Origin of the sequence: Streptomyces sp. NPDC018029 (assembly GCF_044327655.1) — a bacterium.
Classification (GTDB): Bacteria; Actinomycetota; Actinomycetes; order Streptomycetales; family Streptomycetaceae; genus Streptomyces.
Genome location: NZ_JBIRFV010000003.1, coordinates 887923 through 911555 on the forward strand (window position 1 = coordinate 887923; position 23633 = coordinate 911555).

Annotated in this window: 20 protein-coding genes and 1 pseudogene; 7 read left to right on the plus strand and 14 right to left on the minus strand. The window is 70.0% G+C overall.

What is annotated here, in order from left to right; translation table 11 throughout:
* Positions 1–2 precede the first annotated feature (2 nt).
* Positions 3–1403, minus strand: a complete 1401-nt coding sequence (locus tag ACH4D5_RS12630) for a sensor histidine kinase (RefSeq protein ID WP_398301313.1) — start codon at positions 1401–1403, stop codon at positions 3–5.
* Entirely contained in the window at positions 1400–2143 is a 744-nt protein-coding gene (locus ACH4D5_RS12635) for a response regulator transcription factor (RefSeq protein WP_398301315.1), read from the minus strand. The genes ACH4D5_RS12630 and ACH4D5_RS12635 overlap by 4 nt, the downstream gene beginning before the upstream one ends.
* 64 nt (positions 2144–2207) lie before the next feature.
* Between ACH4D5_RS12635 and ACH4D5_RS12640 the strand changes: the two genes are divergently transcribed.
* Complete coding sequence (locus ACH4D5_RS12640) at positions 2208–3356, plus strand: UDP-N-acetylglucosamine--N-acetylmuramyl-(pentapeptide) pyrophosphoryl-undecaprenol N-acetylglucosamine transferase (RefSeq protein ID WP_398301317.1); 1149 nt, start codon at positions 2208–2210, stop codon at positions 3354–3356.
* Positions 3353–4348 carry an SDR family NAD(P)-dependent oxidoreductase gene (locus ACH4D5_RS12645; RefSeq protein WP_398301319.1) on the plus strand — a complete coding sequence of 332 codons (996 nt, stop codon included), beginning with the start codon at positions 3353–3355 and terminating at the stop codon, positions 4346–4348. The genes ACH4D5_RS12640 and ACH4D5_RS12645 overlap by 4 nt, the downstream gene beginning before the upstream one ends.
* Before the next feature lie 75 nt (positions 4349–4423).
* On the opposite strand, the gene ACH4D5_RS12650 is transcribed toward ACH4D5_RS12645, so the two are convergent.
* Entirely contained in the window at positions 4424–5062 is a 639-nt protein-coding gene (locus ACH4D5_RS12650) for a TetR/AcrR family transcriptional regulator (RefSeq protein WP_398301321.1), read from the minus strand.
* Positions 5063–5349: 287 nt separating this feature from the next.
* Here ACH4D5_RS12650 and ACH4D5_RS12655 point away from each other — a divergent pair, with 287 nt between their 5' ends.
* The 4 genes from ACH4D5_RS12655 (at position 5350) to ACH4D5_RS12670 (ending at position 9717) form a co-directional block, all read left to right on the plus strand.
* Positions 5350–6330: a tetratricopeptide repeat protein gene (locus tag ACH4D5_RS12655; protein ID WP_398301323.1), complete on the plus strand. Its 981-nt coding sequence runs from the start codon at positions 5350–5352 to the stop codon at positions 6328–6330.
* A gap of 635 nt (positions 6331–6965) precedes the next feature.
* Positions 6966–7598: a DUF6230 family protein gene (locus tag ACH4D5_RS12660; RefSeq protein WP_398301325.1), complete on the plus strand. Its 633-nt coding sequence runs from the start codon at positions 6966–6968 to the stop codon at positions 7596–7598.
* Positions 7599–7760: 162 nt separating this feature from the next.
* Complete coding sequence (locus tag ACH4D5_RS12665; protein WP_398301327.1) at positions 7761–8312, plus strand: DUF6114 domain-containing protein; 552 nt, start codon at positions 7761–7763, stop codon at positions 8310–8312.
* On the plus strand, positions 8302–9717 hold the full coding sequence (locus ACH4D5_RS12670) for a hypothetical protein (protein ID WP_398301329.1): 1416 nt from the start codon (positions 8302–8304) through the stop codon (positions 9715–9717). The genes ACH4D5_RS12665 and ACH4D5_RS12670 overlap by 11 nt, the downstream gene beginning before the upstream one ends.
* Before the next feature lie 90 nt (positions 9718–9807).
* On the opposite strand, the gene pyk is transcribed toward ACH4D5_RS12670, so the two are convergent.
* The 3 genes from pyk to pta all read right to left on the minus strand — a co-directional run bounded on the left by pyk (position 9808) and on the right by pta (position 14635).
* Positions 9808–11238: a pyruvate kinase gene (gene pyk / locus ACH4D5_RS12675; RefSeq protein WP_398301331.1), complete on the minus strand. Its 1431-nt coding sequence runs from the start codon at positions 11236–11238 to the stop codon at positions 9808–9810.
* A 73-nt stretch (positions 11239–11311) separates the two neighbouring features.
* Entirely contained in the window at positions 11312–12529 is a 1218-nt protein-coding gene (locus ACH4D5_RS12680; RefSeq protein WP_398301333.1) for an acetate kinase, read from the minus strand.
* A gap of 24 nt (positions 12530–12553) precedes the next feature.
* On the minus strand, positions 12554–14635 hold the full coding sequence (pta, locus tag ACH4D5_RS12685) for a phosphate acetyltransferase (RefSeq protein WP_398301335.1): 2082 nt from the start codon (positions 14633–14635) through the stop codon (positions 12554–12556).
* A gap of 276 nt (positions 14636–14911) precedes the next feature.
* On the opposite strand from pta, the gene ACH4D5_RS12690 reads away from it, so the two are divergent.
* On the plus strand, positions 14912–15937 hold the full coding sequence (locus ACH4D5_RS12690; protein ID WP_127912365.1) for a 6-phosphofructokinase: 1026 nt from the start codon (positions 14912–14914) through the stop codon (positions 15935–15937).
* Positions 15938–16023: 86 nt separating this feature from the next.
* On the opposite strand, the gene ACH4D5_RS12695 is transcribed toward ACH4D5_RS12690, so the two are convergent.
* The 8 genes and pseudogenes from ACH4D5_RS12695 to ACH4D5_RS12730 all read right to left on the minus strand — a co-directional run bounded on the left by ACH4D5_RS12695 (position 16024) and on the right by ACH4D5_RS12730 (position 23579).
* The gene (locus ACH4D5_RS12695) at positions 16024–16755 is read right to left on the minus strand and encodes a helix-turn-helix domain-containing protein (protein ID WP_398301337.1); all 732 of its coding nucleotides are present in this window, start codon (positions 16753–16755) and stop codon (positions 16024–16026) included.
* Between the two features lie 97 nt (positions 16756–16852).
* On the minus strand, positions 16853–17284 hold the full coding sequence (locus ACH4D5_RS12700) for an SMI1/KNR4 family protein (RefSeq protein ID WP_398301468.1): 432 nt from the start codon (positions 17282–17284) through the stop codon (positions 16853–16855).
* Positions 17285–17602: 318 nt separating this feature from the next.
* Positions 17603–18618 (minus strand): annotated as a pseudogene (locus tag ACH4D5_RS12705) (RHS repeat domain-containing protein); the annotation flags it as partial.
* 795 nt (positions 18619–19413) lie between these two features.
* The gene (locus ACH4D5_RS12710) at positions 19414–19875 is read right to left on the minus strand and encodes a DUF5959 family protein (RefSeq protein ID WP_398301339.1); all 462 of its coding nucleotides are present in this window, start codon (positions 19873–19875) and stop codon (positions 19414–19416) included.
* Positions 19876–19901: 26 nt separating this feature from the next.
* The gene (locus ACH4D5_RS12715; RefSeq protein ID WP_398301341.1) at positions 19902–20936 is read right to left on the minus strand and encodes a hypothetical protein; all 1035 of its coding nucleotides are present in this window, start codon (positions 20934–20936) and stop codon (positions 19902–19904) included.
* Positions 20924–21583 carry a hypothetical protein gene (locus ACH4D5_RS12720; RefSeq protein WP_398301343.1) on the minus strand — a complete coding sequence of 220 codons (660 nt, stop codon included), beginning with the start codon at positions 21581–21583 and terminating at the stop codon, positions 20924–20926. The genes ACH4D5_RS12715 and ACH4D5_RS12720 overlap by 13 nt, the downstream gene beginning before the upstream one ends.
* 157 nt (positions 21584–21740) lie before the next feature.
* The gene (locus ACH4D5_RS12725) at positions 21741–22595 is read right to left on the minus strand and encodes a carbohydrate ABC transporter permease (protein ID WP_398301345.1); all 855 of its coding nucleotides are present in this window, start codon (positions 22593–22595) and stop codon (positions 21741–21743) included.
* Positions 22596–23579 carry a carbohydrate ABC transporter permease gene (locus ACH4D5_RS12730; protein WP_398301347.1) on the minus strand — a complete coding sequence of 328 codons (984 nt, stop codon included), beginning with the start codon at positions 23577–23579 and terminating at the stop codon, positions 22596–22598.
* Positions 23580–23633 lie beyond the last annotated feature (54 nt).

Consider the following 23633-nt stretch of genomic DNA (forward strand, 5'->3'; position numbering starts at 1 on the left):
CCTCAGGGCGCGGGCAGGGCCAGGCGGAACAGCGCGCCGCCGCCCGGCGCCCGCTCCGCCGTGAGCTCCGCCCCGTGCGCGTGCGCGATCTGCCGGGCCATCGCGAGGCCCAGCCCCGAGCCGGGCAGCGCGCGGGCCTTCTCCGCGCGGTAGAAGCGGTCGAAGACGTACGGCAGGTCCTCCTCCGCGATGCCGGGCCCGTGGTCGCGCACGGTCAGCTCCGTGGTGGTCAGCGCGACCTCGACGGGCGCGCCGGGCGGGCTGAACTTGGCCGCGTTGTCGACGAGGTTCGTGAGCAGCCGGGACAGCCGCGCCGGTACGCCGGGCACGCTGAGCTCCGCCGCCTCCGGCGCCACCTGGAGCGTGAAGGGGATGGCGGGCCAGTGGCCGCGGGCCGCGTCCACCGCGTGGGCGGCCAGCGGCGCGAGCCGTACCTCTTCGAGCAGCGGCTGCGGCTCCGCGTCCCTGGCCAGCTCGATCAGGTCGTTGACAAGACCGGTGACCTCGCGCAGCTGCCGGCCGAGCGCACCGGACGCCCGGTCGCGCTGCGCGTCCGTCAACCGGTCCGCCCTGGCGAGGAGTTCGGCGTTCGTGCGCAGCGCCGTCAGCGGGGTGCGCAGCTCGTGCGAGGCGTCGGCGACCAGCCGGCGGCGCGCCGCCACGGACTCCTCCAGCTCGGCGAGCATCGTGTTGAACGTGGTGGCGAGGCGGGTCACCTCGTCCTCGTGCCCCTCGCGGCCGGGCGGCCCCGGCGGCAGCTCGATGCGGTGGCGGGCGTCACGGGTGGCCGCGATGCGCTCGGCCGTGGCGGTGAGCCGGGTGATCGGCGCCAGACCGGTGCGCGAGACCCAGTAGCCGCCGGCCGCCGAGAACAGCACGCCCGCGCCGCCCACCGCGGCAAGGAGCCCCGCGGCCTGCCGCACGCCGCGCTCCGCGATGTCCGCGCGCAGCGCGACCTGCACCGCCTCACCCTCGGTGCCGAAGGTGGTGGTGAACAGGCGCCCCGGCTTGCCGCCCGGCAGCGTGAAGTTCGAGTAGTACGGGGCGCGGCGGCCGGCGGCGACCTCTCGGGTCGGCCCGTTCACCGGCAGCAGATACGGCTTCGACGGATCGTCCGCCGCGTCGGCCGGGACGATCTGGGAGCAGGCGGGCGCGCCCAGGAAGCGGCATTCGCCCGTGATGACGCCGGGCCCCTCCGCGCGGTGCTGCTGCGCGATGAGCCCGGCCGACTGGGCGAGGTTCTGGTCGAGCTGCTGGTACAGCTTGTAGCGGATCACGAAGAACGCGGCGGTGCACACCCCGACCGCCACCAGCGCGACGGCGGCCGCCGCCATCACCGCGAGCCGGGTCCGCAGTGGCCTGCGGCGCCGCCAGCGCGCGCCGAGCCTGCGCCGCGCGCTCACGGAGAGCCCAGCCGGTAGCCGACGCCGTGCACGGTGTGGACCAGGCGGGGCTCACCGCCCGACTCCAGCTTGCGGCGCAGATAACCGACGTACACCGCGAGGGAGTTGGAGTCCGGGCCGAAGTCCCGGCCCCAGACGGCCTGCTGGATCAGGTCCCGCGGCAGGACCTGGCCCGCGTTGCGCAGCAGCAGCTCGAGGAGGACGGCCTCCGTGCGGCTGAACTCGACCCTGCGCCCGCCGCGGCTGCCGGTGCGCGTCGCGGGATCGAGGACGAGATCGCCGTACGAGAGGTCGTCGCCGTCGTCCGCGGCCCGCTCCGGCGTCGCCCGCCTGAGCAGCGCCCGCACCCGGGCCACCAGCTCGTCCAGGGCGAACGGCTTCACCAGATAGTCGTCGGCGCCCGCGTCCAGGCCGTCCACGCGCTCGCTCACCGAGTCCAGCGCGGTCAGCACGAGGACCGGGGTGCGGTCGCCCGCGGCGCGCAGCTGACGGCAGACCGCGAGCCCGTCCATGACCGGCATCAGGACGTCGAGGACCACCAGGTCCGGCTGCCAGCGGGCCACCGCCGTGAGCGCCCGGTGCCCGTCCGCCGCGCCCCGGACGTGGTGGCCCTCGACCGTCAGGGCGTCCTCGACGGCGGCCCGGACCTCGGGGTCGTCGTCGACGACGAGGATCCGGTGCGGTGCCGCCCCGCCCGCTCGCGGCGGGCCGCCCTTGCTGGTCACGCTCGCGAAACTCATGCACCAAAGGTGCCAAACACGGCTCTTAAAACCCTCTTAGACCCTCGCGTGAAGCTCCACTGCCATGCGAACCACTCTCTCCGTCGTCATCGGCGCGGGCGGCACCGGCGGGCACATCTACCCCGGCCTCGCCCTCGCCGACGCGCTGCGCCGGGCCGTGCCGGGCGCGGTGATCTCTTTCGTCGGCACCGAACGCGGCCTGGAGACCCGGCTGATACCGGACGCCGGTTACCGCCTCCACACCGTCGACATGATCCCCTTCGACCCGTCGCTCGGCGCCCGCCGCTATCTGCTGCCGGCCGCGCTGCTGAAGTCCGGCGCCCAGTGCCGGGCCATCCTGCGCGAGCAGGGCGCGCAGGTCGCCGTCGGCATGGGCGGCTACCCCAGCGCCCCCGTCATCGTCGGCGCCCGCATGGCGGGGCTGCCCAGCCTCATCCACGAGTCCAACGCCGTGCCGGGGCGCGCCAACCGGTTCGCGGCCCGCCTCACCCCGAACATCGCCGTCGCCTTCGACCGCAGCCGCGCCCACCTGCCGGGCGGCGAGCGCGCGCACACCACGGGAATGCCGATCGCCGCGCCGCTCGCCGCGCTCGACCGGGCGGCGCTGCGCGACGAGGCCCGGCGCGAGCTGGGGGTGCCGCCCGGTGCCCGGCTCGTCCTCTTCAACGGCGGCAGCCTCGGCGCGGCCCGCCTCACGGAGGCGGCGGTCGGCCTCGCGGCTCGCTGGCGGGAGCGACGGGACGTCCACCTGCTGATCAAGGCCGGTCCCGCGGCGCTCGATGAGACGCGCGCCCGGCTCGCTTTCGAGGGCGGGGGCGCGATTGCCCGCGCCGTCCCCTATCTCGACCGCATGGACCTCTCCTACGCCGCCGCCGACCTCGTCGTCTGCCGCGCGGGCTCCGCGACCGTCGCCGAACTCGCCGCCACCGGCGTGCCCGCCGTCCTCGTGCCCTACCCGCACGCGCCCGGCGACCACCAGACCCACAACGCGCGGGTCCTCTCCGACGCCGGCGCGGGACTCCTCCTGCCCGACGCGGAGACCACCGCGGACCGTCTCGTGGGGCTCATCGGGCCGCTGCTCGCGGACCCGGTGCGGCTCGCCGCGATGAGCGGCGCCGCGGACCCCGGGCCGCACGCCCGCGCGGCCGACCTGCTCGCCGAGCGGGTCCTCGGACTCACCCACCACCACACGTCTCACCTGGAGTACGCATGACCGCCTTCTCGTGGCAGAACCGCACCGTCCTCGTCACCGGCGCCGAGGGTTTCATCGGCTCGACGCTCGTCGACCAGCTCCTGGCGGCGGGTGCGCGGGTCCGCGCCTTCGTGCACTACAAGCCGTACGCCGAGAAGGGGCACCTCGCCCATCTCCTCGGCGACCCGCGGGTCGAGATGATCGCGGGGGACGTACGGGACGCGGGGCGCGTGATGGACGCCGTCGCCGGGTGCGACACCGTCTTCCACCTCGCCGCGCTGATCGGCATCCCGTACTCGTACGACTCCCCGGGCGCGTACGTCCAGACGAACGTGGTCGGTACGGAGAACGTCGCGGAGGCGTGCCGGCGGCACTCCGTGCGGCGCATGGTGCACACGTCCACCAGCGAGGTGTACGGGACCGCGCTGACCGCGCCGATCAGTGAGGCGCACCCGCTTCAGCCGCAGTCCCCGTACTCCGCGTCGAAGATCGGCGCCGACATGATGGCGCTCTCGCACTGGCACGCCTTCGAGCTGCCGGTGACGGTGGTGCGCCCCTTCAACACGTACGGTCCGCGGCAGTCGGCCCGCGCCGTCATCCCCACGATCCTCGCCCAACTGCACTCGGGCGCCCGGGAGATCAAGCTGGGGTCGCTGACGCCCACCCGGGACTTCACGTACGTGACGGACACGGCGCGGGGGTTCATGGCGATGGCGGTCGCCGACCGGGCGCTCGGCCACGCGGTCAATCTCGGCGTGGGCCGGGAGATCTCCATCGGTGACCTCGCGGAGGCGTTGATCGCGGCGTCGGGGCGGGAGGCTTCCGTGGTCGTCGACCCCGCGCGGCTCCGTCCCTCCGGGAGCGAGGTCGAGCGGCTGCTCTCGGACAACTCCCGGGCCCGGGAGTGGGCGGGGTGGGTTCCGGAGGTCTCCCTCGCGGAGGGGCTCAAGCACACGTCGGCTTGGGTCGCCGAGAACCTGGAGCTGTTCGCTCCTGAGCGGTATCAGGTCTGAGCTTCGGGTGCGGGGCGGTGGGGGCTGGTCGCGCAGTTCCCCGCGCCCCTGGCCGAACCGTGCCTCTGTCAGCCGTCAGGGCTGCGCCGCTGCCGCTGCCAAGCCGCTCAGGAGTAGGAGTGTGAAGCGGCGCGCCCACTCCTCGTCCACCGGTTCCGCGCTGACCAGGGCGCGGTGCACCACCGCGCCCGCGATCACGTCGAAGATGAGGTCGGCGGTGCGGGACGCGGCGAGCGGGTCGGGTTCGGGCGGGAGTTCGCCGCGCGCCTGTGCCCGTTCCCGGCCCGCGAGGACCAGCCGCTTCTGGCGGTCGACGATGGACGCGCGGATGCGGTCCCGCAGCGGCTCGTCCGTCGTGGACTCCGCGACCACCGCCATCAGCGCCGTCTTCGTCTCGGGGCGCCCGAGCAGCACCGCGAACTGCAGGACGACGCCCTCGATGTCGGCGGCCAGGCTGCCCCGGTCGGGGAGTTCCAGCTCGTCGAAGAGCTCCGCCACCGCGTCGACGACTAGTTCGCTCTTGCCCGCCCAGCGCCGGTACAGGGTCGTCTTGGCGACGCCCGCGCGCGTGGCGACGGCGCCCAGCGTCAGCTTGGACCAGCCCAGTTCGACGAGGCCCTGCCGGGTCGCCTCCAGAATCGCGGCGTCGGCGGTCGCGCTGCGCGGGCGGCCGCCGGTGCGGGCGGGTGGAGTGGTGGACGTACGGCTCTGCATGGCCGCGACCATACCGGCCGGTACGCGGCCGCTCGGGGTGCGGAGTGAGGGAGATCACCGGAGGGTGCTTCCCCAGGCCGCGACAGGGCAGTTACGCTACGACCCGTAGCGAAAGCCACGAGCGACAACCACGCAGCACGATCACCGGCACGGGGTGGGGACCCCGGGCCGATCACCGGACCTCCGGTCGTCATCGGAGCCTCGAACCGTGCCGCCCGCGACCCCGCAATCCGGCGGGGGCCGACGGACGGGCGCGGTTCCCGCACGGGTTGGGGGAGGATGTACTCATGCAGCCACGGAACATGTCCATGAGCGGAGTCGTCGACCTCGCCGCGGTGAAGGCGGCCCAGGAGGCCAAGGCGAAGGCGGAGCAGGCGCGCGCCGACGCGGCACGGCAGGGCGGGGGCGCGGCAGGCGCGGTCTCCCCGGCCTCCCTCGTCATCGACGTCGACGAGGCGGGCTTCGAGAGCGAGGTCCTCCAGCGCTCCACCGAGGTCCCGGTCGTCATCGACTTCTGGGCCGAGTGGTGCGAGCCGTGCAAGCAGCTGGGCCCCCTCCTGGAGCGGCTCGCGCAGGAGTACAACGGCCGTTTCCTCCTTGCCAAGATCGACGTCGACGCGAACCAGATGCTGATGCAGCAGTTCGGGGTCCAGGGGATCCCGGCTGTCTTCGCGGTGGTGGCCGGACAGGCCCTGCCCCTCTTCCAGGGCGCCGCTCCCGAGGCGCAGATCCGCCAGACCCTGGACCAGCTCATCCAGGTCGGCGAGGAGCGCTTCGGCCTGACCGGCCTCGTGGTCGACGCCGACGCGCAGGGGCAGCAGGCCGCCGCGCCCGCCGAGGTGCCGGCCGGTCCTTACGACGCCCTGCTCGAAGCGGCCGTACAGGCGCTGGACGCGGGCGATCTCGCCGGTGCCGTCCAGGCGTACAAGAACGTGCTCAGCGACGATCCGGCCAACACGGAGGCCAAACTCGGGCTCGCGCAGGCCGAGTTGCTCCAGCGCGTCCAGGGTCTCGACCCGCAGGTCGTCCGCAAGGACGCCGCCGACAATCCGGCTGATGTGCGGGCCCAGATCGCCGCGGCCGACCTGGATCTGGTGGGCGGTCACGTCGAGGACGCCTTCGGGCGGCTCATCGACACCGTGCGGCGCACCGCGGGCGACGACCGGGACGCCGCGCGGGTGCGGCTCCTCGAACTCTTCGAGGTCGTGGGCGCCGAGGACCCGCGCGTGACGTCGGCGCGCACGGCGCTTGCCCGCGTTCTCTTCTGAGCCGGGATTCTCTGACCAGTCCCTAAACCCGGGGTGTCGTGGTGCAGAAGTGAAAACTCTGTTCCCGAGGCACCACAGTGGCCGCGCTTTGCCAAAACTTGGCAAACGCGGCCGCTGTTACTTGGAGTAAGACATCGGCATCCTTCTGGGCTGTTACGCCCACTGATGTTCCGTTCTGCGCCGCCTCTTTGAGCCACCGTCCGTGCCCGACCGATACCGCGCGGTCGCGCTTCGGTTATCGGGCCGTTACTAGCGAGTAACGAACCCCCTTGTGCGGGCGCCGAGAATGCACCACGATCGGCCACGCTCGGTCCGATGACCCGCAACCCGAAAGCCAGTCGGGAGCGGGCCTTCCGGGTCCCCACCGAGCAGGCCGGTGACGCCGTCGCCGGTCTGGACAGGGGGGTCTCTGCCGTTCCCGGCAGGGCCTGTCCGTGAGGTTGTGCGTGATGCGTCAGGCGCGACCAGTGGTTGTCGCTCGGGGGTGATCGCCGGTGAACGTGGTGCGGTTGCGCGCCTCCGATGCGGGCGCTCTCCTTCCCGAGGACGTAGCACTTCTCCCATCCCTGCCCGGCTGAGCCGCCCGAAAGGGAGCAGTCAGGGCCGGAGATGTACGTCCGAGAAGGAGGAAAGTCATGGAATCTGTGGCTCGTGGCGGAACCAGATGGAAGCGGTTCGCCGTGGTCATGGTGCCGAGCGTCGCGGCTACCGCCGCGATAGGTGTCGCCCTCTCGCAGGGCGCGCTCGCGGCATCTTTCAGCGTGTCCGGCCAGTCGTTCAAGGTCTCGGCCGACAAGCTCGACGGCCGTGGAATGGTCCAGTACGGCGGCGTTGACGTCGGTGTCGACATGAAGGGCGAGAAGGCCGCCCACCCGGTGTCGGTCTCGGCCTTCAAGAAGGCCAAGATCACCAACATGTGCCAGTCCGTCGTGACGCACATCCCGGTGCTCGGCGATGTCACGCTGCAGCTGAGGGCGGGCGGCGGCAAGACGCCCGTCGAGGCCAAGAACCTGTACATCGACGTGGCGCAGCTGAAGGCCGACGCCGAGTTCAGGAACATCAACATCGGTGTCGCCGCCGGGTCCTCCAAAAAGGGCCCCGGCATGAAGGGCGGCAACGAGCAGGCGAACCCGAACGGTTTCGCCCAGGAGGCCGACCGCGCCATCCTGCGGGACATCGAGCAGACGGCCTGGGCGACCAGCGCGGGCACCTTCAAGCTCAGCGGCCTCAACATGAAGCTGCACAAGGGCAAGAACGAGTGCTTCTGAGCACCCGCTCGAGCACGCGCTGAGTCCTTGACCCGCCGGCCCGTCAGGGCGGGCACCACGGGACAGCGACTGGCCCGGCGGGCGCGGAGGACGTCTCTCCCGCCCGCCACCACAGAGCTTCACCGAATTCACGTACCGCCGGTTCCAAGGAGCTGTTTTCCCATGAGCGCCAAGTCACCGGGGCCGAACGAGCACTTCCTCAAGGTCTACCGCAGGAAGTTCCGGGCCTGGCGGGGCTCCCGCCCGTTCTGGGCAGGCCTCCTCACCATCCTTGGCGGCGTGCCGATCGCCTACCTGCCCTACGGCAACATCAAGCTCGGCAACCTGACGCTGGCCCTGGCCACGACGGCGGGAGCGGGCTCGCTGATCATCGGCGTACTCCTGATGGTGCTCGGTCTGACGATGTGGTTCCAGGTGCACACGCGGGTCTTCGCGGGCGTCGCGGCGATCCTGCTCGCCCTGGTCTCCCTGGTCGTCTCCAACATCGGCGGCTTCCTCATCGGCTTCCTGCTCGCGCTGATCGGCGGCGCCCTCGGCATCGCCTGGGGCGAGCCCGGCAGCGTACCCGCGAAGGGCGCGAAGGGGCGGACGGGGAAGGCGCCCGAGCCCGCGGTCGCGGGCGGCCCGACCGGTGTGGACGGTGCGAGCGCTACCGACGATCTGTCAGGAACGAGCCCGGTGGACGGGACGAACGGGAGGCACCGTGCAGGCTGACGAGGTGCACCACGAGGACGCCGCGGGGGCGGCGTCCCGTGCGAGATCCGGGCCGCGTCACGCGGCCCCCAGGAAGCCGCTGCTCACCCGTCTGCAGATGCCCGCGGGCAAGGCGATAGCCCTCGCGGCCATGCCGAGTGCGGTCCTCATGGGAATGGGCCTGACCCCGACGCTCGCGCAGGCGAAGCCTGGTGTCCCCAAGAACCCCTTCCGGGACGGCCCGTGTGTCACGGCGCCGGACGACGCCTCCAAGGACGTCGAGAAGGAAGCGAAGGACGCCAAGGACGCGAAGGACGCCGAGAACGCAGAGAAGGAGAAGGCCGACCGCGACGAGCCGGGCAAGGACACCACCGAGCCCGAGGCGACCCCCTCGCCCTCCGCCGACACGAAGACCGACCAGGACGACAAGGCCGACCAGGACGACAAGGCCGACCCGGACGACAAGGCTGACCCGGACAACAAGGCCGGCTCGGGCGGGGACGCCGGGGGCACGTCGCCGTCTCCGGACGCGAAGGACAAGGACGCGGCCAAGGAGCCCGCGCCCGATCCCTCGCCCTCCGAGACCAGGAACCCCTGGGACCCGCTGGGTGTCGGGGACGCGCTCAAGGACGTCTTCACGCCCGACGACAAGAAGTCCCCGAGCCCGACGCCGACGCTTTCCGACACCGACTCCGACTCCGAGAAGACCACCTCGCCCGAGGACCCGGCCAAGGACACGAAGGACAAGGCCACCGATCCGGTCGAGGACACGGCCGACAAGGTCGAGGACGGCGCCGGCAAGCTCAAGGACACGGCCGACGACCTCAAGGACGACGCCGAGGACAAGGCCGAGGGTGACGAGCCCAAGGATGACGAGCCCAAGGACGACGCGGCCAAGGACGACGAGGTCACCGACCCCATGGCCCCGGACGCGGACGGCAAGAAGCCGTTCCCGTGCGTGGTCGAGAAGAAGGTCGACGGCGAGGCCGAGCAGACGCCCGTGCCGATCCCCGACGACCCGTGGGAGCTGGAGGCCAGCTCTCTGCTCCTCAAGGGTCTGGACTACAAGGGCGTCGTGAACCTCACGACGGCCGGCGGCAAGAAGAAGCAGGCGCTGAAGTTCACCGTCGACAACGGCACGGACATCGGCGACCTGCACCAGATCGCCCCGGGCCCCGACGGCTCGAAGTACCACATCAGGGCGGAAGAGGGCTCCACGTCCACGATCCGCGACGGGCAGACGATCATGTACACGGAGCGGCTCCAGGGCAACCTGTTCGGGCTGATCCCGATCGTCTTCGACCCCGAGCACCCGCCGCCGCTGAACGTCCCCATCGCGTACTTCACCAAGGTGAAGGTGTTGCAGGCGGCCCAGTTCGGCGGAACGCTGAAGGTGCCGGGCCTGGAGCAGACGATCACCCGCTGACGTCGGCCGGAGCCGGTCATGGCTCATACGCCGAGGGCGCCCCCTGATCCAGGGGGCGCCCTCGGCGTATGTGTGCGGTCCTGCCGACGGTCAGTCGCGCTCGCCGTTGCCCAGGTGGTGCACCCGGACCATGTTGGTGGTGCCGGGGACGCCGGGGGGCGAGCCGGCGGTGATGACGACCGTGTCGCCGTCGTTGAAGCGGTTCAGCTTGATCAGCTCGGCGTCGACGAGCTCGACCATCGCGTCGGTGTTGTCGACGTGCGGCACGACGTAGGTGTCCACGCCCCAGCTCAGCGTCAGCTGGTTGCGGGTCGCCTCGTCCGTGGTGAAGGCCAGGATCGGCTGGGCCGCGCGGTAGCGGGACAGACGGCGGGCCGTGTCGCCGGACTGGGTGAAGGCGACCAGGGCCTTGCCGCCCAGGAAGTCGGCGATCTCGGCGGCGGCACGGGCCACCGAACCACCCTGCGTACGCGGCTTCTTGCCCGGCACGAGCGGCTGCAGCCCCTTGGAGAGCAGCTCCTCCTCGGCCGCGGTGACGATCTTCGACATCGTCTTGACGGTCTCGATCGGGTACGCGCCGACGCTCGACTCGGCCGACAGCATGACCGCGTCGGCGCCGTCCAGGATGGCGTTGGCGACGTCGGACGCCTCGGCGCGCGTGGGGCGCGAGTTGGTGATCATCGACTCCATCATCTGGGTCGCGACGATCACCGGCTTGGCGTTGCGGCGGCACATCTCCACGAGGCGCTTCTGCACCATCGGGACCTTCTCGAGCGGGTACTCGACGGCCAGGTCGCCACGGGCCACCATCACGGCGTCGAACGCCGCGACGACGCCCTCCATGTTGGCGACGGCCTGCGGCTTCTCCACCTTGGCGATGACGGGGACCCGGCGGCCCTCCTCGTCCATCACCTTGTGGACGTCCTTGACGTCGTTGGCGTCGCGCACGAAGGACAGGGCGACCATGTCGCAGCCCATCTTCAGGGCGAAGCGGAGGTCCTCGATGTCCTTCTCCGAGAGCGCCGGCACGTTCACGGCTGCGCCGGGCAGGTTGATGCCCTTGTGGTCGGAGATGACACCGCCCTCGACGACGATCGTCTTCACGCGCGGGCCGTCCACCTCGACGACGCGCAGCTCGACGTTGCCGTCGTTGATCAGGATCTGGTCGCCCTTGGAGACGTCGCCCGGCAGACCCTTGTAGGTCGTGCCGCAGATCGACTTGTCGCCCGGGACGTCCTCGGTGGTGATGGTGAACTCGTCACCGCGCACCAGCTCGACGGGTCCCTCGGCGAAGGTCTCCAGGCGGATCTTCGGACCCTGCAGGTCGGCGAGGACGCCGACGGCACGGCCGGTCTTCGCGGCGGCCGAACGGACGCGGTCGTACCGCCCCTGGTGCTCGGCGTGCGTGCCGTGGCTGAAGTTGAAGCGGGCCACGTTCATGCCGGCCTCGATCAGCGAGACGAGCTGCTCTTCGGAGTCGACGGCGGGGCCCAGCGTGCAGACGATTTTGGAACGGCGCATGAGGCGATCCTATCGGTTTGTTTCGCTACGGAATATTCCGTCTGGTGGAATCTACAAATGGGCGCCTGTGCGCTCAGGCGTTGCGGTCGCTGACCAATGCATACGTCTGATCGGCGATCTCCAGTTCTTCGTCGGTGGGCACCACGGCGACGGCCACGCGCGCGTACTCCGGCGAAATGAGCCGGGCTTCGTCGGAACGTACGGAATTGAGTGCGCCGTCCACCGCGAGACCCAGCTCCTCCAGGCCCGCCACCGCGGCCTCCCGCACCGGAGCGGCGTTCTCGCCGACACCGGCCGTGAACGCGATGGCGTCCACCCGGCCGAGTACCGCGTAATAGGCGCCGATGTACTTCTTCAGGCGGTGGATGTAGATCTCGAAAGCGAGTGCCGCCTCTTCGTCACCGGCGTCGATACGGCGCCTGATCTCCCGCATGTCGTTGTCGCCGCAGAGGCCGATCAGACCGCTCTTCTTGTTGAGCAGAATGTCGATCTCGTCGATGGACATTCCGCCGACCCGGGCGAGATGGAAGATCACCGCCGGATCCATGTCACCGGACCGGGTACCCATCACGAGCCCCTCCAGCGGCGTGAGCCCCATCGACGTGTCGACGCAACGGCCGCCCCGCACCGCGCTCGCCGACGCGCCGTTGCCGAGGTGCAGCACGATGACGTTCACGTCCTCGGGCGCCTTGCCGAGCAGCTTCGCGGTCGCGCGCGAGACGTACGCGTGGGACGTGCCGTGGAAGCCGTAGCGCCGCACGCGGTGCTCGTCGGCCGTCGCCACGTCTATCGCGTAGCGCGCCGCGGACTCCGGCATCGTTGTGTGGAACGCCGTGTCGAAGACGGCGACCTGCGGCAGGTCGGGGCGGAGCGCCTGGGCGGTGCGGATGCCGGTGATGTTGGCCGGGTTGTGCAGCGGGGCCACCGGGACGAGGCGCTCGATCTCCTTGAGCACCGCGTCGTCGATCACCGTCGGCTGGGTGAACTTCAGGCCGCCGTGCACCACCCGGTGGCCGATCGCGGCCAGCTCGGGGGAGTCGAGGCCGAGCCCGTCGGCGGCCAGCTCGTCGGCGACGGCCCGCAGCGCCGCCTCGTGGTCCGCCATCGGCTCCTCGCGCTCACGGGACTCGGCGCCGCCGCCGGTCAGCGGGGTGTGCTTGAGCCGGCTGGTCTCCTCGCCGATCCGCTCGACCAGGCCGACGGCGAGGCGTGAGCTGTCACGCATGTCGAGGAGCTGGTACTTCACCGACGACGAGCCGGAGTTGAGGACGAGTACGCGCGTGGCGGTCACTGATCGAGACACCTTCTGTGGGGGTTACTGGTTCGGCGGCTGGGCCTGGGACTGGATCGCCGTGATGGCGACGGTGTTGACGATGTCCTGGACGAGCGCGCCGCGGGACAGGTCGTTCACCGGCTTGCGCAGGCCCTGGAGGACCGGGCCGACGGCGATCGCGCCGGCCGAGCGCTGCACGGCCTTGTAGGTGTTGTTGCCGGTGTTCAGGTCGGGGAAGATCAGCACGCTCGCCTGGCCCGCGACGTCCGAGTCGGGCAGCTTGGTGGCCGCGACCGACGGCTCCACGGCGGCGTCGTACTGGATCGGCCCCTCGATCTTCAGATCGGGGCGCTGGGCGCGCACCAGCTCGGTGGCCTCGCGCACCTTGTCGACGTCCGCGCCCGTGCCGGACGTGCCCGTCGAGTACGAGAGCATCGCGATCCGCGGCTCGACGCCGAACTGCTCGGCGGTGGTCGCCGACTGCACGGCGATGTCCGCGAGCTGCGGGGCGTTCGGGTCCGGGTTGACCGCGCAGTCGCCGTAGACGAGGACCTTGTCGGCGAGGCACATGAAGAAGACGGAGCTCACGATGGAGGCGTCCGGCTTGGTCTTGATGATCTCGAAGGCCGGGCGGATGGTGGCCGCCGTCGAGTGCACGGAGCCCGACACCATGCCGTCGGCGAGACCCTCCTGGACCATCAGCGTGCCGAAGTAGTTCACGTCCGCCACCACGTCGTACGCCAGCTCGACGGTGACGCCCTTGTGGGCGCGCAGCTCGGCGTACTTCGCGGCGAAACGGTCCCGCAGCTCGGAGGTCTGCGGGTCGATGAGCTCGGAGTCGGCGAGGTCCACGCCGAGGTCGGCGGCCTTCTTGCGGATCTGCTCGACCGGGCCCAGCAGGGTCAGCTCGCAGACGCCGCGGCGCAGCAGCACGTCGGCGGCGCGCAGCACCCGCTCCTCGGTGCCCTCGGGCAGCACGACGCGACGCAGGTCGGCGCGGGCCCGCTCCAAGAGCTTGTGCTCGAACATCATCGGCGTGACCCGGTCGCTGCTGGGGGCCGAGACGCGCTTGAGGAGGTCCGCGGTGTCGACGTACCGCTCGAAGAGGCCGAGCGCGGTCTCCGCCTTGCGGGGCGTCGCCGCGTTCAGCTTGCCCTCGAGCGCGAAGAGTTCCGCCGCGGTGGGGAAGGAGCCGCCGGAGACCGCGACGACCGGGGTGCCGGGGGCGAGGCGGTCGGCGAGGGTGAGGATCTCCGGGCCCGGCTGTTCGTTCAGGGTCAGCAGGACGCCCGCTATGGGCGGCGTACCGGCGCTGTGGGCGGCGAGCGAGCCCACCACGAGGTCGGCGCGGTCGCCGGGGGTGACCACCAGGCAGCCCGGCGTCAGGGCGTTCAGGAAGTTCGGCAGCATGGCGCCGCCGAAGACGAAGTCCAGGGCGTCGCGTGCGAGCCCCGAGTCGTCGCCGAGCAGCACGCGGCCGCCGAGGGCGTGGGTGATCTGTGCGACCGTCGGCGCGGAGAGGGCGGCCTCGTCCGGCAGGACGTAGCAGGGCACGGGGAGGCGGGTCTTCAGCCGCTCGTGGATCTCGTCCCGGTCGGCCGGGGCCACCCGGTTCGTGATCATCGCGAGGACGTCGCAGCCGAGCGAGTCGTACGCGCGATAGGCGTTCCGCGTCTCGGCGCGCACCGACTCGGCGGTCTGGTTCTTGCCGCCGACCACGGGGAGCACGGAGGCACCGAACTCGTTGGCGAGGCGGGCGTTCAGCGCGAGCTCGTCGGGCAGCTGGGTGGCGGCGAAGTCGGTCCCGAGCACGAGGACGACTTCATAGTCCCTCGCGACCCGGTGGAACCGGTCGACGAGCTGCGACACCAGCTCGTCGGTGCCCTGCTCGGCCTGGAGCGCGGACGCCTCGTGGTAGTCCATGCCGTACACGGTTGCGGCGTCCTGCGAGAGGCGGTAGCGGGCCCGCAGCAGGTCGAAGAGGCGGTCGGGGCCGTCGTGGACGAGCGGCCGGAAGACACCGACCCGGTCGACCTGGCGGGTCAGGAGCTCCATGACTCCCAGTTCGACGACCTGGCGACCGTCGCCCCGGTCGATCCCGGTCACGTACACGCTGCGCGTCACGCGTGCTCTTCCCTTCTTCCCTGCCTGCCGAGGTCTGGGGGGTACCCCGATCGAGCTGGACAAATTACCTGATATCGCGGCTGTGCCCTCTTGACAATACCTCTGCGGCTGGCTAGGCCGCCCGCCGGACGGAGCCCCGGCGCAACGGGTCACCAGCACCCCTGCCCCTGGATCGGACAGGCATCCGTCGGACAGGTGTGAGCGGCGACCCCCTTCCGGCCGTGGAACAATCGGACCGGCTCACAAGTACCAGTAGCGAGCAGGAGACACAGCGCGATGCGTATCGGAATTCTCACCGCGGGCGGCGACTGCCCCGGCCTCAACGCAGTGATCCGGTCGGTCGTACACCGCGCCGTGACCCACTACGGCGACGAGGTCATCGGCTTCGAGGACGGCTACGCGGGCCTGCTCGAGGGGCGCTACCGCGCTCTCGACCTGAACGCGGTCAGCGGCATCCTGGCCCGCGGCGGCACCATCCTCGGCTCCTCCCGCCTGGAGCGCGACCGCTTCCGCGCCGCCTGCCACAACGCCAAGGAACTCATCGAGAAGAGCGGCTTCGACGCCCTCATCCCGATCGGCGGCGAGGGCACCCTCACCGCGGCGGGCATGCTGGCCGACGCGGGCGTGCCGGTCGTCGGCGTCCCCAAGACCATCGACAACGACATCTCCTCCACGGACCGCACCTTCGGCTTCGACACGGCGGTCGGCGTGGCCACGGAGGCGATGGACCGCCTCAAGACCACCGCCGAGTCGCACCAGCGCGTGATGGTCGTCGAGGTCATGGGCCGCCACGCGGGCTGGATCGCCCTGGAGTCCGGCATGGCCGGCGGCGCGCACGGCATCTGCCTGCCCGAGCGCCCCTTCGACCCCGCCGACCTGGTCGCCCTGGTCGAGGAGCGCTTCTCGCGCGGCAAGAAGTTCGCGGTGATCTGCGTCGCCGAGGGCGCGCACCCGCAGGACGGCACCATGAATTACGGCAAGGGCGCGATCGACCAGTTCGGTCACGAGCGCTTCCAGGGCATCGGCACGGCGCTCGCGTACGAGCTGGAGGCCCGCCTCGGCAAGGAGGCCAAGCCGGTCATCCTCGGCCACGTCCAGCGCGGCGGCACCCCCACGGCGTACGACCGCGTCCTCGCGACCCGCTTCGGCTGGCACGCGGTGGAGGCGGTGCACCGCGGCGAGTACGGCAAGATGACCGCGCTGCGCGGCACGGACATCACGATGGTGCCGCTCGCGGAGGCGGTCACGGAGCTGAAGACGGTCCCGAAGGACCGGATGGACGAGGCGGAGTCGGTTTTCTAGCGGTTCATCGGTGGGGGCGGTGGCAGTGGCAGTGGCGGTCCGGGCGGTGGCGAGGCACGGCCGACGCACAGGGCGCCGGGTGATGCTCAGGTTGATGGGCCGCTGCCCCGGGCCAGTGCCCAGAAGTGCTCGAGCACTCGGTCGAGGAAGTCGCGCCCGGCTTCACCCGACGCGTCCGAACCGGCACCGCCGCCCCAGCTCAGCGTCCGCGCCATGCGGGACTGGTAGTCCTCGTGCATCTGCCGCAGCACGTCCTCGACGTGCCGCTTGTCCAGGGGCAGCAGCTTGCTGACGGGCCGCACATACCCCTGCCACCGGGTGGTGACGGCGCTGCGCAGCAGCTCGGCGAGGGGCTCGGCCCGCCCGGTGACGGTGACGAAGTCGGGCACGGAGAGCTGGAGGATCCGGGCGAGGGCTTCGGACTGCCGTTCGTTCCCGCGCCAGGTGTCGGTCTCCTCCATGCGCAGATACGCCTGGATCTCCACGCCGGCCTGGCGGGCGACGTCCTCCGGCGCGAGCCCGCGGGCGACGCGGTGCTCGCGCAGCGTCCGCGGGGCGCCCATGAGCTCCCCGGGGGAGCACCACAGGGTCGCGGCCAGCGCGGTGAGCTCGGCGGAAGTGGGCGAGGTGAGCCCGCGCTCCCACGCGGCGACGGTGTCGGCGGTGATGTACGTGAGTCCATAACTGGCCCGCAGCCCGTAGGCGACGTGCCCGTGGGCCATCCCCAGCGCCTCCCGCAGGCGCCGGGCGGCGGGGAAGTTGAAAGGGGGCGTGGGTTGGTGCGGCGGCTGGCTGGGTTGGCTCGATTGCACGGGCACACGGTAGGCGCCACCGGGGGTGGCGACTACGGTGCGTTCCTACGAGGTTGCGGATTGGTGGGAAGGTACGGCCTGTGCTGAGCGCCGAGTCGAGGCGTCAGCGGTACCAGTCTTCGCCCGCATTCCCGAGAGCACTCCGAAGGAAACTCTCGAGATCGGGCGAGATCAGGCTCCGGGAGTCCGTCTCGTGGTCCCACACGAATACCTCCTCGCGCTCCGGAGTCCGAACGAAGGCGAACTGGTCACCACCGCCGTTGTCCCCGAAGAAGAGCAAGGCATCGAACGGCATGTACAACGTGCGGTATTGCCCGTCACTTCTGAATGCCAAGTTCTCCGACAGAATCTTCTCCGCGGTCCAGATTACTTCCGTTCCGAATTCGTCTTCGATGCCATCCGTCTCCAGGAGCAGTGCGGACAGGGAAGCGGGCACGGATTGCCCGAGACCATTGTCAATTGCACGCACCGACTCATCGTTCGCGCCTTCGGACAATTGAACGTCCGAGAATTCTGCGGCAAGTTCACGCCACATATTGCTCCTTGAGGTCCATTCGATGCGTATCGCGCTGAGGTGCACTTTACTGTTGATGTCGCCCTTGGGTATCCCTCGCAGATTCTCGAGCGAGTGGATCTCGTCCGCCGAGAAGAGGTTCGGGTAGCGCTTCAGGACCTGCTGCTCGATGGCATGGTGAACCACTACCTTGCCCTTGAGATGCGGATGCTCATCGAAGAATGTCTTCTTGTAGCTGTGGCTCGTGGCGCTGCCGACAGAGGCCTCGTTCCTCACCGGAATGCCCTTGCCGAGGACTGTTTCCTTCCTGGCGGCAGCCTGCTTCGCCGCCTCCTCGCAAGGCGTCAGGCCGAGAGGGTCGATCCACGTGAGGTGGTTGTAGTGCAGGCCGCTTTCGGGGTCGAAGTACTGTCCGGGAAAGCGCAGCGGTGTATAAGCAGTTGAGGCCGACTCCCAGGCCGTGGTGCCCCAAAGTGTGCTGCGGGCGCGCCAGGCGACGCCGCCTGTTTCGTCGATGAGTTCGGTGGGTGTGTCGACCAGATCAGTGACGATGGCGAAGAAGCGAGCGTCGATCTCATGGTCAGGAACTGTCGTCCCGGTTATTCGCTCGGTCTGGGAAAGAGGAGTCAGGCCCTGATGGTCCCAGGTGAGAATGACCTGGTGCGGCAGTTCATCGGATGTTGTCGTCTGCTCGCAGAAATTGATGCCGTCCCAGGTGAAAACGACCCGTTCGACCACCGTCTCGCCATCGGGTGCCAAGCGGAGCTTCGCGGTGCGACGCCCCAGCGGGTCGTAGGTGTAGCGCCACCGCACGCCGTCCGGGGTGACGACGCCGATGAGGCGGTCCTCGACGTCCCACTCGTAACGCCAGGTGTCCGGGGTACGGGACAGGCGCCGCTGTACTCGTGCGCTCCTGTGGCCTCGTGACCCGGGTGAGCGCGGGGCCAGTCGCTGTGGGTCAGGTTGCCGGCTGTGTCGTACGCGTAGGTCTCGGTCCAGTTCGCGGCATGCACTGCCGTGACCCGGCCCAATGGGTCCAATTCGAAGCGACGGCTGCCGGAAAGCTGATCGTCGATGGCCGTGAGGCCACCGTCGGCGCGGTAGGAGTACGAGCGACGCTGGAGGGAGCGGCCGTCGGTATCGGTGACTGTCTGGCCGGCGAGACGCCCCACCTCGTCGAACGCGTGGAGCAGGGTGACGCCCGTACCCAGGCGACGTGTCTCGGTCCTGCCCGCGGCGTCATACTCGATCACCCGGCGTCGGATCCTTCTCCAGGCCGAGGACGTGCCAGTCCGTCGGCCGATGGCCCCCCATGTGACTTCCTCCGCCTCAACCGCACCGCCCGCAACCGTACGCACGAGCGAAGTTATCGAATGAGTCCGAGCAAGTGAAGGCGGTTATGAGGGGGGCAAGGGTGAGGGCGAGGGTTACGGGGCCAAGAGCGGTTCCAGTGGGTGGCCGTACTCCCATGAAGCATGGTCGGGCCTCGGGGTGTGGAGAGTGGATCTCCCGCGATCCCTACCGCCTCGGTCAGGGCTTGGAGGGACCGGGCGAGTTGCAAGTCCGCGCCCGTGTAGCTCATCCGCCGTATGGCCGGGGGGGCGAGTTCGCCGAACGGAGGGCGCTCACACCGGGCGCTCGCGCAGGTAACCGAGGTCGTCGAAGATTGTGGGTGTGGGAAGGCAAGTGGGGTGGCAGGGGTCTACCCTTCGGCATCGAAGGGCGGAGCTGGCACGCGGCGAGGTGGCTCGTCGGCGGGTGACGGTTCTTCTGCCAGGCCGATCAGCGGAGCCGGGATGCCAGGTCCCCACGTCTGCCAGCCCTCATGGAAGTAGTGATCTGTCAGGGCGGAGACGCCGGGCTCTGCCGATACGCGGTTGGCCAAGTTCTTGGTCAGGGCTGACAGGAATGCTGCCACTGCTCCCTCGCCGGGTGGTTCATGTTCGCTGCTCCAGCAGCCCTGCCAGCCTTTCCCCCGGGCCCGCTTTCCGGTTCGCACGCATACCCAGACGGTGCCGGACCCCTGAGGGGTGTCGTGAAAGATGTCGGCGATCAGCCGTTCAGTTCCGCCCAGAAGAACCGAAGCCATCACTATTACTCCCGGACTCTGCCGCCTCTGGTTGTCGGCGCGTCCTCCGGGGCGGATCCGTTCAGGCAAGGTGTTCGCTCCATGAGGCGAGCAGGCTTGCCAGCCGCTCCCGGTGGTGTGCGAGCCAGTCGTCCGGCAAGTCGACGGGGACCCGCACCGTCACCATGGATGTGGTGACGTCCTCGACGACCACCTCAGGGCAGTCGCGTTCACCCCGGAGCCGTACGGAGAGCGTGGGTCCGCGTTCGGCGTTCATCCACGCGGCGTCCTCTCCGGCTTCCAGCCGGTCCAGGACGTGCCCCCACTGCCTCAACCTGGAGAGCCACAGGGCAAGGTCGAGGCGGCCGCGGACGAAGGGCGTCTCGACGGAGATCTCCGCCGAGCGCATGTGCGGTTGTCCCGGGTAGGCGCCGAGGACGGTGACGCGGACGCTGTTGCCCTCTTCGTCGGCGAAGAGGATCAGGTCCGCGGGGGAGGGAGAGGCGTCGCCGGTGGGGCCCGTACTGGGTTCGGGGCCTCCCATGGTCGTCCTCTCCGGCTGAGGCCGTCCTAGCGGTTGATGGACTGGACCTCCTCGACGACTACGTCCTGCTCTGCTCCGAACTCGCCGTCGGGGAGTCGTCGTTCCTCGGTTACGCCGGTGCCCGTCCAGTGGATCTTCCACGTGACCGTGGCCTTCAACGGGTACGAGCCGTCGCCCGAGGAACGGAGGTACTTCACGCCGCAGGGTGGGGTCTCCTTCGCCTTGCCCTTGGCGTAGGGTGCGCCGATCTTGCCGTCGACGATCTCGCAGACGCCGGATGCGGGGTACGTCTCGGCGTCCGGTGTGCCCGGGTCGATCTTGAGGGAGACGGGTTCGGCGGTCGTCGTCGCTTCGATGCCGAGGACCGGGACCGAGGCCGTCACCGACACCGGCTTGAACTCCGCGCCGTCCAGCCATGCCCAGGTGGGCAGGTTCACCTTCGTCGCGGCCTCGGGGGCCAGGGACACCTTCGTGCCGGGGACGCGGATCTCGGCGTAGGCGAGCTTTGCCAGCATTTCCGGGTCGATCGCCTCGGGGATGTCGGCGGGGGGCGGGTCGCCCTTGTCGACCCAGAAGGTCTCCTTCGTGCACTTGTCCCAGCCGGGCGGGTAGGACTTGTTGGGGAACGACGTCCACCAGTAGCCCTTGTCCGCCTTGTCGAGGTTGAAGTTCTTGTACGGCTCGCCCTCGACGTAACGCTTGCGCTGTTCCAGGTCCCACTGGTGCCCCGTGGAGTCGACGGCCCAGACCGCCTCGCGCTCCTTCTTGAATTCGGCGGCCGTGTAGCGGGGGCCGTACCAGCACGGGGGCGGGCTGTAGTCGCCGGTGGGCGCGATGGCGCCTGTCTTGGCTCCCGAGCCGTTCTTGGAACGGTCGTAGACGATGCCGCCGGCTTCCGCGAGCAGTGTGCCGTCGCCGCCGTCTTCCGTGGGGCCCTTGGCGTCGCCGTTGGTGGTCCCGCCGTGGCCGGTACGCGCCGACGCCGGGCCCGGCAGGAGCAGCGCCGCAGCCATGACCATGGCTCCGGCAGCGATCAGTGGTGTCCTTCTCACGGCTGGCATGTCGCGTTCCCCCGGTCGGATGTGGTCGTCTCGGTGATCCAGACGCCCTGCTTGTTCACGTGCAGTCGGCTGCTGTAGAGCACGAAGTCGTCCTTGGACGGCGCCGCCGCCTTCGCGGTCTTGCCCGTCTTGAGGCTCTTGTTGTGCGCCTTCCGCTGGTCCTCGCAGTAGACGAGGCCCGCCGTCTTGCCCCCTGTGACGTCCACCCGGGCGTTGAAGTACCGCTTGGTGCCGGTGATCCGGTCCTTGTAGTCGACGTACTCCTGCACGAACTTCTGGCTCCCGGCGGCCGCGTCGCCCTCGGAGTAGAAGCGGTACGCCTTGTGCAGCGGGTCCTGCTCGGCGATGGCCATGTCGACGGCCTTCACGTACTGCTCGGTGTCGGCGAGTACGGCGTCCTTGTCCTTGTCGCCCGTCTTGGACCACTCGAACTTGTACGTCAGGTCCGACGGCAGCTCGATCTTCGGGCGGTCGGCCGGTGCCTTCGTGGGGTTGCTCGGTGTCGCCGAGGTCTCCTTGTCGCCCTGCTCCGCGCCCGCGATCTTGTCGTCGTTCGTGGGCTTGTCGTCGTCGCTGCCGCAGGCCGTCAAGAGCAGGGCTGCGGACGCGGTGAGCGCGGCCGTCGCGAGGCGGAGGGGGCGGGTCACTGTCGGCTCCTGGCTGGTGGGGGGCATGGCGCGGGGTCAGCACGCTAGTGCGGTCCCGAGGGCGATACCAGGGAGATGTGTGGGTATGAATGGGGCGGGTGGGATGTATCGGGCCGAAGTCATGTCACAGTTCTGTGTCCGCCGAGCAGGTGGTGGGTCAGCCCTTTACTGCTCCGCCCAGCGCGAAGCCCCCGCCCAGCTTCCGCGATACCAGGACGTACAAGAGGATCACCGGCGTCGAGTAGATGATCGAGAACGCGGCCAGCTGGCCGTAGACCACCGTCCCCTTGTTGCCGAAGAAGTCGTTGATGCTGACCGACGCCGGCAGTTGTTCCGGGGTGAGCAGGAGCATGAAGGGGACGAAGAAGTTCCCCCACATCATGACGAAGGAGAAGACGGTCACCACGGCCACGCCGGGGCCCATCAGGGGGAGGACGATCCGGAGCAGGGACTGGAAGGATGATGCGCCGTCCGTCCATGCCGCCTCCTCCAGCTCCTTCGGGACGCCGTCCATGAAGTTCTTCATCAGCCAGATGGCGAACGGGAGTTGGGACGCCGCGAAGAAGAAGATCGTGCCGTGCATCGTGTCGATCAGGTCGACCTGGACGAACAGGGCGTAGACCGGAACCATGATCGCGGTGATCGGCAGGCACGTCGCGAAGAGGATCGTCAGCATGAAGGGGCGGTTGAGGCGCGACGTGTAGCGGGAGAGGGGGTAGGCCGCGAGGGCCGCGCAGACGACCGTGAGCAGGGTGCCGCCGCCGCAGAGCAGCAGGCTGTTGAGGAGTGGGGTGAAGGTGATCTCGGGGGTGAGGACCTGGTCGTAATTGTCCAGGGTGAGGCTGTCGGGGAGCCGCACCCTCAGGTCCGCCTTCGGGTCGAAGGAGGACAGGACCACCCAGGCGAGGGGAAGTACGAACGCCGCCGCCACGACCAGCAGGCCCGCGTCGGCGGCGAGGCGGTGTTTCGTGCGGCGGGAACGAGGGCGGAGGGAAAGAGAGTTGACGGGCACTCAGGCCTCCGTACGCAGCAGGCGCATGTAGACGACGGAGAACAGCGAGCCGACCAGGAGGAGGAGCAGGGCCACGGCCGTGCCGTAGCCGATCATGCTCTTCTGGAAGGCCTGCTCGTACATGAAGAGCGGCAGCGTCTGGCTGTCGTTTCCCGGGCCGCCGCGCGTCATCACCCAGATCAGGCCGAAGACGGACAGCGTCTGCAGGGTGTTGAGCATGAGGTTCGTGCCGATCGAGCGGCGGATCATCGGCAGCGTGATGTGCCACATGCGGCGCCAGCCGCTCGCGCCGTCGACCTCCGCCGCCTCGGTGATCTCCTTGGGGATCTCGTTGAGTGCGGCGGAGTAGACGAGCATCGAGAAGGCCGTTCCCCGCCATACGTTCGCGAACGACACCGCCAGGATCGGGAGCGTGAACAGCCAGTTCTGGGAGGGGAGATGGAGGGCGTCGAGGACGGCGTTGAGGGTGCCCTCGCGGCGGAAGAAGGCGTAGAGGAGGAACCCCGCGACGACCTCCGGCAGCACCCAGGCCGTGACGACGATCGCGCCCGTGAGTGTGCGGACCGGCTTGGACGCGCGCTGCATGAGAGCGGCGAGGGCCAGGCCGAGTGTGTTCTGGCCGATGATCGAGGAGAGGACCGTGAAGACGAGGGTGAGCCAGACCGCGTTCAGGAACCTCTCGTCGCCGAACGCCTCACGGAAGTTGTCCAGGCCCACGAAGCTCGACTCGGCCTGGCCGGTGAGCTGGAGGTCGGTGAAGGCGATGTACGCGCAGTAGCCGATCGGGCCCGCGAGGAACAGCGCGAGGAGGACGACGGCGGGGGAGACGGGCAGGGCCCTGAGCAGGCCCCGGCGGGCGCGGGCGCCTGTGCGGCGGGCGGGCGGGGGTGGGGCGCCCGGCCCCGGCCCCGGTCCCGGTGCCGTCTTGGCGCCGCCGCCGGGGCCCGGGGGGGGTGGGGAGGATGCGGAGGATGCGGTGGTCACGTACGGCACTCACTCTCTGGTGACGGCTGTGACGGCTGTGACGGCTGTGACGGC

Coding starts and splice junctions, on each gene's coding strand:
- ACH4D5_RS12635 (WP_398301315.1), bottom strand. CDS start 2,143: ATGAGTTTCGCGAGCGTGACCAGCAAGGGCGGCCCGCCGCGAGCGGGC.
- ACH4D5_RS12640 (WP_398301317.1), top strand. CDS start 2,208: ATGCGAACCACTCTCTCCGTCGTCATCGGCGCGGGCGGCACCGGCGGG.
- ACH4D5_RS12645 (WP_398301319.1), top strand. CDS start 3,353: ATGACCGCCTTCTCGTGGCAGAACCGCACCGTCCTCGTCACCGGCGCC.
- ACH4D5_RS12650 (WP_398301321.1), bottom strand. CDS start 5,062: ATGCAGAGCCGTACGTCCACCACTCCACCCGCCCGCACCGGCGGCCGC.
- ACH4D5_RS12655 (WP_398301323.1), top strand. CDS start 5,350: ATGCAGCCACGGAACATGTCCATGAGCGGAGTCGTCGACCTCGCCGCG.
- ACH4D5_RS12660 (WP_398301325.1), top strand. CDS start 6,966: ATGGAATCTGTGGCTCGTGGCGGAACCAGATGGAAGCGGTTCGCCGTG.
- ACH4D5_RS12665 (WP_398301327.1), top strand. CDS start 7,761: ATGAGCGCCAAGTCACCGGGGCCGAACGAGCACTTCCTCAAGGTCTAC.
- pyk (WP_398301331.1), bottom strand. CDS start 11,238: ATGCGCCGTTCCAAAATCGTCTGCACGCTGGGCCCCGCCGTCGACTCC.
- ACH4D5_RS12690 (WP_127912365.1), top strand. CDS start 14,912: ATGCGTATCGGAATTCTCACCGCGGGCGGCGACTGCCCCGGCCTCAAC.
- ACH4D5_RS12700 (WP_398301468.1), bottom strand. CDS start 17,284: ATGTGGCGTGAACTTGCCGCAGAATTCTCGGACGTTCAATTGTCCGAA.
- ACH4D5_RS12710 (WP_398301339.1), bottom strand. CDS start 19,875: ATGGGAGGCCCCGAACCCAGTACGGGCCCCACCGGCGACGCCTCTCCC.
- ACH4D5_RS12715 (WP_398301341.1), bottom strand. CDS start 20,936: ATGCCAGCCGTGAGAAGGACACCACTGATCGCTGCCGGAGCCATGGTC.